6 protein-coding genes and 1 pseudogene are annotated in these 5,888 nt (G+C 65.5%); 1 reads left to right on the top strand and 6 read right to left on the bottom strand.

The window, feature by feature from the left end; genetic code table 11:
* The 3 genes and pseudogenes from WA317_RS00590 to WA317_RS00580 all read right to left on the bottom strand — a co-directional run.
* Positions 1 to 388 (bottom strand): annotated as a pseudogene (locus tag WA317_RS00590) (DNA-directed RNA polymerase subunit beta); the annotation flags it as partial.
* A gap of 411 nt (positions 389 to 799) precedes the next feature.
* A complete protein-coding gene (locus WA317_RS00585; RefSeq protein WP_425171182.1) occupies positions 800 to 1,897 on the bottom strand; it encodes an ABC transporter ATP-binding protein in 1,098 nt (365 codons plus the stop codon).
* A gap of 133 nt (positions 1,898 to 2,030) precedes the next feature.
* Complete coding sequence (locus WA317_RS00580) at positions 2,031 to 3,545, bottom strand: carotenoid oxygenase family protein (protein ID WP_425171181.1); 1,515 nt, start codon at positions 3,543 to 3,545, stop codon at positions 2,031 to 2,033.
* Between the two features lie 68 nt (positions 3,546 to 3,613).
* Between WA317_RS00580 and WA317_RS00575 the strand changes: the two genes are divergently transcribed.
* Positions 3,614 to 4,306 (top strand): TetR/AcrR family transcriptional regulator, encoded by a 693-nt coding sequence (locus WA317_RS00575; protein ID WP_425171180.1) that lies wholly within the window; start codon positions 3,614 to 3,616, stop codon positions 4,304 to 4,306.
* A 35-nt stretch (positions 4,307 to 4,341) separates the two neighbouring features.
* On the opposite strand, the gene rplL is transcribed toward WA317_RS00575, so the two are convergent.
* From rplL to WA317_RS00560, 3 genes are all read right to left on the bottom strand, one after another.
* Positions 4,342 to 4,734, bottom strand: a complete 393-nt coding sequence (gene rplL / locus WA317_RS00570; RefSeq protein WP_425171179.1) for a 50S ribosomal protein L7/L12 — start codon at positions 4,732 to 4,734, stop codon at positions 4,342 to 4,344.
* A 39-nt stretch (positions 4,735 to 4,773) separates the two neighbouring features.
* The gene (gene rplJ, locus WA317_RS00565) at positions 4,774 to 5,340 is read right to left on the bottom strand and encodes a 50S ribosomal protein L10 (RefSeq protein WP_425171178.1); all 567 of its coding nucleotides are present in this window, start codon (positions 5,338 to 5,340) and stop codon (positions 4,774 to 4,776) included.
* Positions 5,341 to 5,612: 272 nt separating this feature from the next.
* Positions 5,613 to 5,888: ROK family protein (locus WA317_RS00560; protein WP_425171177.1), on the bottom strand; the 276-nt coding region annotated here is incomplete at its 5' end.

Raw genomic sequence — 5,888 nt, 5'->3', positions numbered from 1 at the left:
TGAACTCCGCGGTGACGAACAGCGGCGCCGCGTAAGTCATGTCTTTGTCTTTGCACTCGTCGACGGGCGCCTTGACTTCGTCGAAGCGCGGGTCGGAGAAGGACAACGACATCGAGCCGGAGAAGTCCTCGATGGGCGAAAGCTCGTAGAGCACTTCCTCGAGACCACTCACCGGTGCCGCAGCTGTTCCGCCACCACGGGCGGCGGCGGCCGCACGCCAGCGCGGCGCGCCGATCAACCACTCGAAGGAGTCGGTCTGCACGTCGAGCAGGCCGGGAACTTCGAGTGGTTCGTCCAGCTTGGCGAATGAGATTCGGTTGGGGGCTCCTGGTACGGAGCTATAAGAGGAAGTTCGACGGTTTGTCTTGATCTGGCGGGAGACTGCCAAGATGCATCCTTCCAGCACCTCGTGCGACTTACGGGTTCCGGTGACCACCGGAGATCGATTCGTCGCGATAACTATGTTGGTTCGGCTGGCGGACGCTCTGTCCGAGTCTCACGCAGCACGCGACAAGGTCGCTGAGCCAAAAATGGGCTCAGACCAAGACCACGGTGTCAGTGGCGGGTGAGGTGGGCAGGAGGCAGCCAGCGCAACGTCCAACGATAGCGCAGGACTGCGCATTCCTCAACTGCCCTGCACGGGCGAGTGCCGGTCGCGGCGCTGGCTGGCGTCATAACCTACCCGTACAACACATGCTGCCCAACAGACTGACCCGTTTGCGCCCGTCCGTCAAGAGGTGGCGCGGCATGTTGTTAGTGAAATTCCTTCCCAACGCGACGCCCGACCACGCCGGTGACACTACTGCTGCTGAGCCGGAATCGACTCGGTGCGCGCGTCCTCGTCGCTGCGACCTTCGTCGCCGCGGTGACGCCCGTTGTCACCGTCGTCGTCGGAGTCGTCGCCCTGAGCCCGCCCTGGATCGTCGCCTAACGACTCCAGAATCGCCTGTTGCGCGTCCTTCGGCAGCAGGTGCAGATTCTGCCGAACCCGGTCCTGGCGGCGCTTGACCGCCTTGCGGAAGGGCATGCCCGGGGTGGCGTTGATCTGCGGCGGCACGCCCTCGAGCTCTTCAACACCACCGCCGTGGTGGCCGGCCTCGATGTGGGCCTGCTCTTCAGCCATCGTCGCCTCGTCCTTTTCCTCGGACATGCCGATCGGCCCGATGCGGCGACCGTTGAGGAACTGCTGTACCACCGGCTCGTCGCTGGTCAGCAGCACCTCTCTGGGGCCGAACATCACCAGCTTTCGGCGGAACAGCATGCCCATGTTGTCGGGCACCGTGCGAGCGATGTTGATGTTGTGCGTGACGATGAAGATAGTGGCGTCGAGTTGGGCGTTGATGTCGATGAGTAGCTGACTGAGATAGGCGGTGCGGACCGGGTCCAGACCCGAGTCGGGTTCGTCACAGAGGATGATCTCCGGATCGAGCACGAGGGACCGCGCCAGGCCGGCGCGCTTGCGCATACCGCCGGAGATCTCACCGGGAAGCTTCTTTTCGTCACCTTCCAGGCCGACCATTTCCAGCTTCTCCATGACGATGTCACGGATCTCGTCTTCCTTTTTCTTGGTGTGCTCGCGGAGCGGAAACGCGGTGTTGTCGTAGAGGGTCATCGACCCGAACAGTGCGCCGTCCTGGAACATCACGCCGAAAAGCCTGCGGATCTCATAGAGCTCCTTGGCTGACGCTTCAGTGAGGTCCCTGCCGTCGATGACGATCGAGCCGCGTTCCGGCTTCAGCAGACCGATCAGCGACTTCAGCAACACCGACTTACCCGTACCGGATGGACCCAGCAGCACACTGACCTCACCGGGCGGGACGCTCATGCTGACGTCTTCGAAGACTGTCGTAGATCCGAAGGACTTGGTCAGTCCCTCAAGCTCGATAGCGATACCCATGCGAATCCTCTCGCCGACCTGCTCCCCGCCACCTGCCGTGAGCTGTGGCAAGAGTCACTGTAGCGCACACGCAGGCGCCTGACCGCCGTTGTACGCAGCGACTCGATGGGACGAACGATACGCGCTCCGGCTGTCAGACCGCAGATGCCCAGTTGCCGTGAAAACCCATCGGAACCCGCTGCGGGAGGTGCACGGTGGCCATGGACTCCAGCGTCTGGGCATCGAGCAACAGCAGCTGACCTTCGTCGCGGCCGCGGTGATACCCGTAACCCATCAGGATGCCGTCGTCTTCGGCGACGGCCGTGGGGTTCGGCACGAACGACATCTCACCCAGAAGCAGATCGGGATCAAGCGATGCGACCTCACTCGATCCGGTTGCATAGTCGCGCTTGTACAGCGACGACGACATGCGGGAGGCGCTCTGGTCGAGGAAGCCCCCGTCAATGCCGATCGTGTAGCCGTACCGGTGCCGGCGACCCAGCAGCGACTCGTTGATCCGCGGGAATTCCTGGGACCGGTCGTCGCGGTGCTCGGTGGACACCGCCCCGGTCGCCAGGTTGACGGTCCAGCGGTCGAGGGTCGGCATGCTTTCGCCGGGGCCTCGTCGCTCGCGGTCGAACATCCGCGAGTAGCGGACCACGTCGAGCACGAGCACTTCGGTACCGTCGCGGGTTTCCGAGTAGGCGTTGAGCGGGTGGTAGACGTAGCACGGTTCGATGTCGAACCACCGCACCGCGGCGTTAGCGGCGGTACCGCCGGCTTCGCGGGGCATGACTCCGATGCGCGCGGGATAACTCGGATTCCAGGCGTACGGCATTCCCGAGGCCCGCCCCTCGTCTCTGTTGACCATCGCCGCGATCGGGCCGGGCACCCGCACCCGCCCGATCACCGAGTCCACCACCAGGCGCGCGGCCGGCCGCAGCCAGCGCGGAACCTTCGCCGGCACCGCCTGAGCCGCGTCAAAGGTGACCGGCAGGTCGTAGAACACCACATACTTCTCGGTCAGCGAGAAATCGTGCATCATCGGCGATCCGGTCACTTGGATGTCGACGGTCCGGCGGGCCCGCCCCTGAGTGTCGATCACCGAATACTGCACGGTGCGTCCGCGCGCGAATGAATAGGACACCGCGTGCAGCTCGCCGGTTGCCGGGTCGCGGTGCGGGTGCGCGGTGTACCCGCCGGCCAATGTTCCGTCGAAATCGCAAACTCCGACGGTGTCGAGTTCCTCGGACAGCTCGTAGTTGGCGACGCCGGCCTCGACCAGGGCCAGGGTCCGGCCGGCGTGGCTCAATACGTTGGTATTGGCACCGACAGAGACCGACCCGGCACGCGGATTGTGCCTGACCGGCGCGGGTTCACCGAGCGCGGCGCACACCGCGGGGGTGCGCAGCCAGCGATTGCGGTACCAGCGGGCCTGCCCGTCGCGCAGCGCCACCCCGTGCACCATGCCGTCGCCGGTGAACCAGTGATAGGTCACCGGGTCGACCTCGGCGGCCGGGTTGGGCCCGTTGCGTAGATACCTCCCGTTGAGGTGCTCGGGAATTTGCCCGGTGACGGGCAGGTGGGTGGCGGTCACTTCGGCGTGCACCGGTGCCAAGAAGTCGTCCAAGTAGGGATTGGCCGGTCCGACAGGGGCATATGTGGTCATCACCGCTCCTATAACTTTGGTATAACGTTGTTATTGGACAGTACACCTCCTGTGAAAAGATGGCAATGATGACTTCTCAAGTGACGTCACAGCCCAAAGTGCGCGACCAGTTGCTGCACGCCGCAGTTGAGTTGCTCGACCAGCACGGGCCGGAAGCCCTGCAGACCCGCAGGATCGCCGGCGCCGCCGGAACCTCGACGATGGCGGTGTACACCCACTTCGGCGGAATGCCCACGCTGATCGCCGAGGTGGCCAAGGAAGGGTTGCGGCAGTTCGACGCGGCGCTGAAGATCCCGCTGACCGACGACCCGGTCGCAGACCTGATAGCCACCGGAACGGCATACCGGCGCTACGCCATCGAGCGGCCGCACATGTACCGGCTGATGTTCGGCAGCACAAGTGCGCACGGCATCAACGCGCCCGCTCGAAATGTGCTGACGCTGAGCTTGTCGGACATCGACGAGCACCATCCGAGCTTCGCGCACGTGGTGCGCGGGGTGCACCGGTCGATGCTGGCGGGGCGGATCACCGCGCGTTCGGCGGACGAGAACGCCTCGGTGGTCGCCATCGCCGCACAGTTCTGGGCGCTGATTCACGGGTTCGTGATGCTCGAGTTGGCCGGCTACTACGGCGGCGACGGCGCGGCCGCCGGGCCCGTGCTCGCTTCGATGACGCGAAATCTCCTCGTCGCGCTGGGCGATTCGCCCCAGCGCGTGCGGCAGTCCCAGCGGTCGGCGGTACGCGAAACCCCCGGGGCCTAGTGGCCTAGCGGCCCCGGGGGTCTCGTACGTATCGGTTACTTGACGGTGACAGAGGCGCCGGCGGCCGCAAGCTTGCCCCTGGCTTCCTCGGCGGCCTCTTTGGCCACCTTCTCCAGAACCGGCTTGGGCGCACCGTCAACCAAGTCCTTGGCCTCCTTGAGGCCCAGTCCCGAGACGATCTCACGGACGACCTTGATCACGCCGATCTTCTTGTCGCCGGCGGCTTCGAGGATGACGTCAAATTCGGACTGCTCCTCGGCGGCCTCAGCGGCGGCGGGCGCACCACCGCCGGGGGCGGCGGCGACTGCGACCGGTGCAGCCGCGGTGACCTCGAAGGTGTCCTCGAACTTCTTCACGAAGTCCGAGAGCTCCAGCAGCGTCATCTCTTTGAATGCGTCGAGCAGTTCGTCGGTGCTCAGCTTTGCCATGGTGTGGGTCCCTCCTGATTTCCGATATGGGTATGTGGATTATTCGGCGGCTTCGGCGGGTGCTTCGGCTGGTGCTTCTGTCGAGGCCGGTGCGGCTTCCCTCTTCTCCTGCAGTGCGGCTGCCAGGCGGGCTACCTGAGAAGCCGGTGCGTTGAACAGGCCGGCGGCCTTGGCGAGGTTGCCCTTCATCGCGCCGGCCATTCTGGACAGCAGCACCTCGCGGGATTCCAGGTCGGCGATGCGCTCGACCTCGGCGACGGTCAACGCGCGACCGTCCATGTAGCCACCCTTGATGACCAGGGCCTTGTGGTCCCTGGCGAAGGTCTTGATGGCTTTGGCGGCGTCGACCGGCTCACCGGAGACGAACGCGATCGCCGTCGGGCCGACGAAGAGTTCGTCGAGACCCTCGATGCCGGCCTCCGACGCGGCGCGCTTGACCAGGGTGTTCTTCGCCACCGCGTAGGTGGCGGCTTCGCCCAGCGAGCGGCGCAGTTCAGCCAGGTTGGCCACCGACAGACCGCGGTATTCGGTGATCAGAGTCGCTGTCGCGGCCTTGAACTGCTCTGCGATGTCGGCAACGGCGGTGGCCTTCTCAGCCCTGACCATGCACACCTCCCGGGTGAAAGTTCTCGTGGACCACAGCGGACCCGGGAATGACGAACGCCCCGGCGCAGGAAGCGGCCGGGGCGTGAATGGTCGGCTGCCAATAGTTCTGGCCGACGGTGTGCCTCGTCCTCCTGCGTGGGCCGCCCGGTTGTTTCCCGGACCTTCGACCGATTTCTCGGTGACCGACGGTCTTCGGTGGATCGCCCCCCACGATAGCGCCACCGTCGCGATCAGCCAAAACGACGGTGGCGCTCCAACGAGACTGAAGTCGACTAGCCGCGCCGTGCGAGCGCCGCCGCACCGACGAGACCGGCATCGGGGCCCAGCTCGGCGGGCACGACGCGGAGCCCATCCAGGAAATCCAGCCGCGCGTAGGACGCCAGCGCGCTCTGCAGCGGTTCGAACAACACTGCACCCGACCTGCCGATACCCCCGCCGATCACCACCACGTCCAGGTCGCACACCGCTGCTACCGAGACGATCGCCACCGCGAGGGCGGCCGCCCCGCGGCGGAATGCGCGGGCCGCCACCGCGTCACCGGCTGTTGC

The sequence above is a fragment of the Mycobacterium sp. genome (genome assembly GCF_049802695.1).
Lineage (GTDB): Bacteria > Actinomycetota > Actinomycetes > Mycobacteriales > Mycobacteriaceae > Mycobacterium.
This window is presented reverse-complemented; position numbering and strand designations above follow the sequence as displayed.

What these genes read in the sequence shown, in the direction of transcription:
- WA317_RS00585 (WP_425171182.1), bottom strand. Translation starts at nt 1,897, where the DNA reads ATGGGTATCGCTATCGAGCTTGAGGGACTGACCAAGTCCTTCGGATCT.
- WA317_RS00580 (WP_425171181.1), bottom strand. Translation starts at nt 3,545, where the DNA reads ATGACCACATATGCCCCTGTCGGACCGGCCAATCCCTACTTGGACGAC.
- WA317_RS00575 (WP_425171180.1), top strand. Translation starts at nt 3,614, where the DNA reads ATGACTTCTCAAGTGACGTCACAGCCCAAAGTGCGCGACCAGTTGCTG.
- rplL (WP_425171179.1), bottom strand. Translation starts at nt 4,734, where the DNA reads ATGGCAAAGCTGAGCACCGACGAACTGCTCGACGCATTCAAAGAGATG.
- rplJ (WP_425171178.1), bottom strand. Translation starts at nt 5,340, where the DNA reads ATGGTCAGGGCTGAGAAGGCCACCGCCGTTGCCGACATCGCAGAGCAG.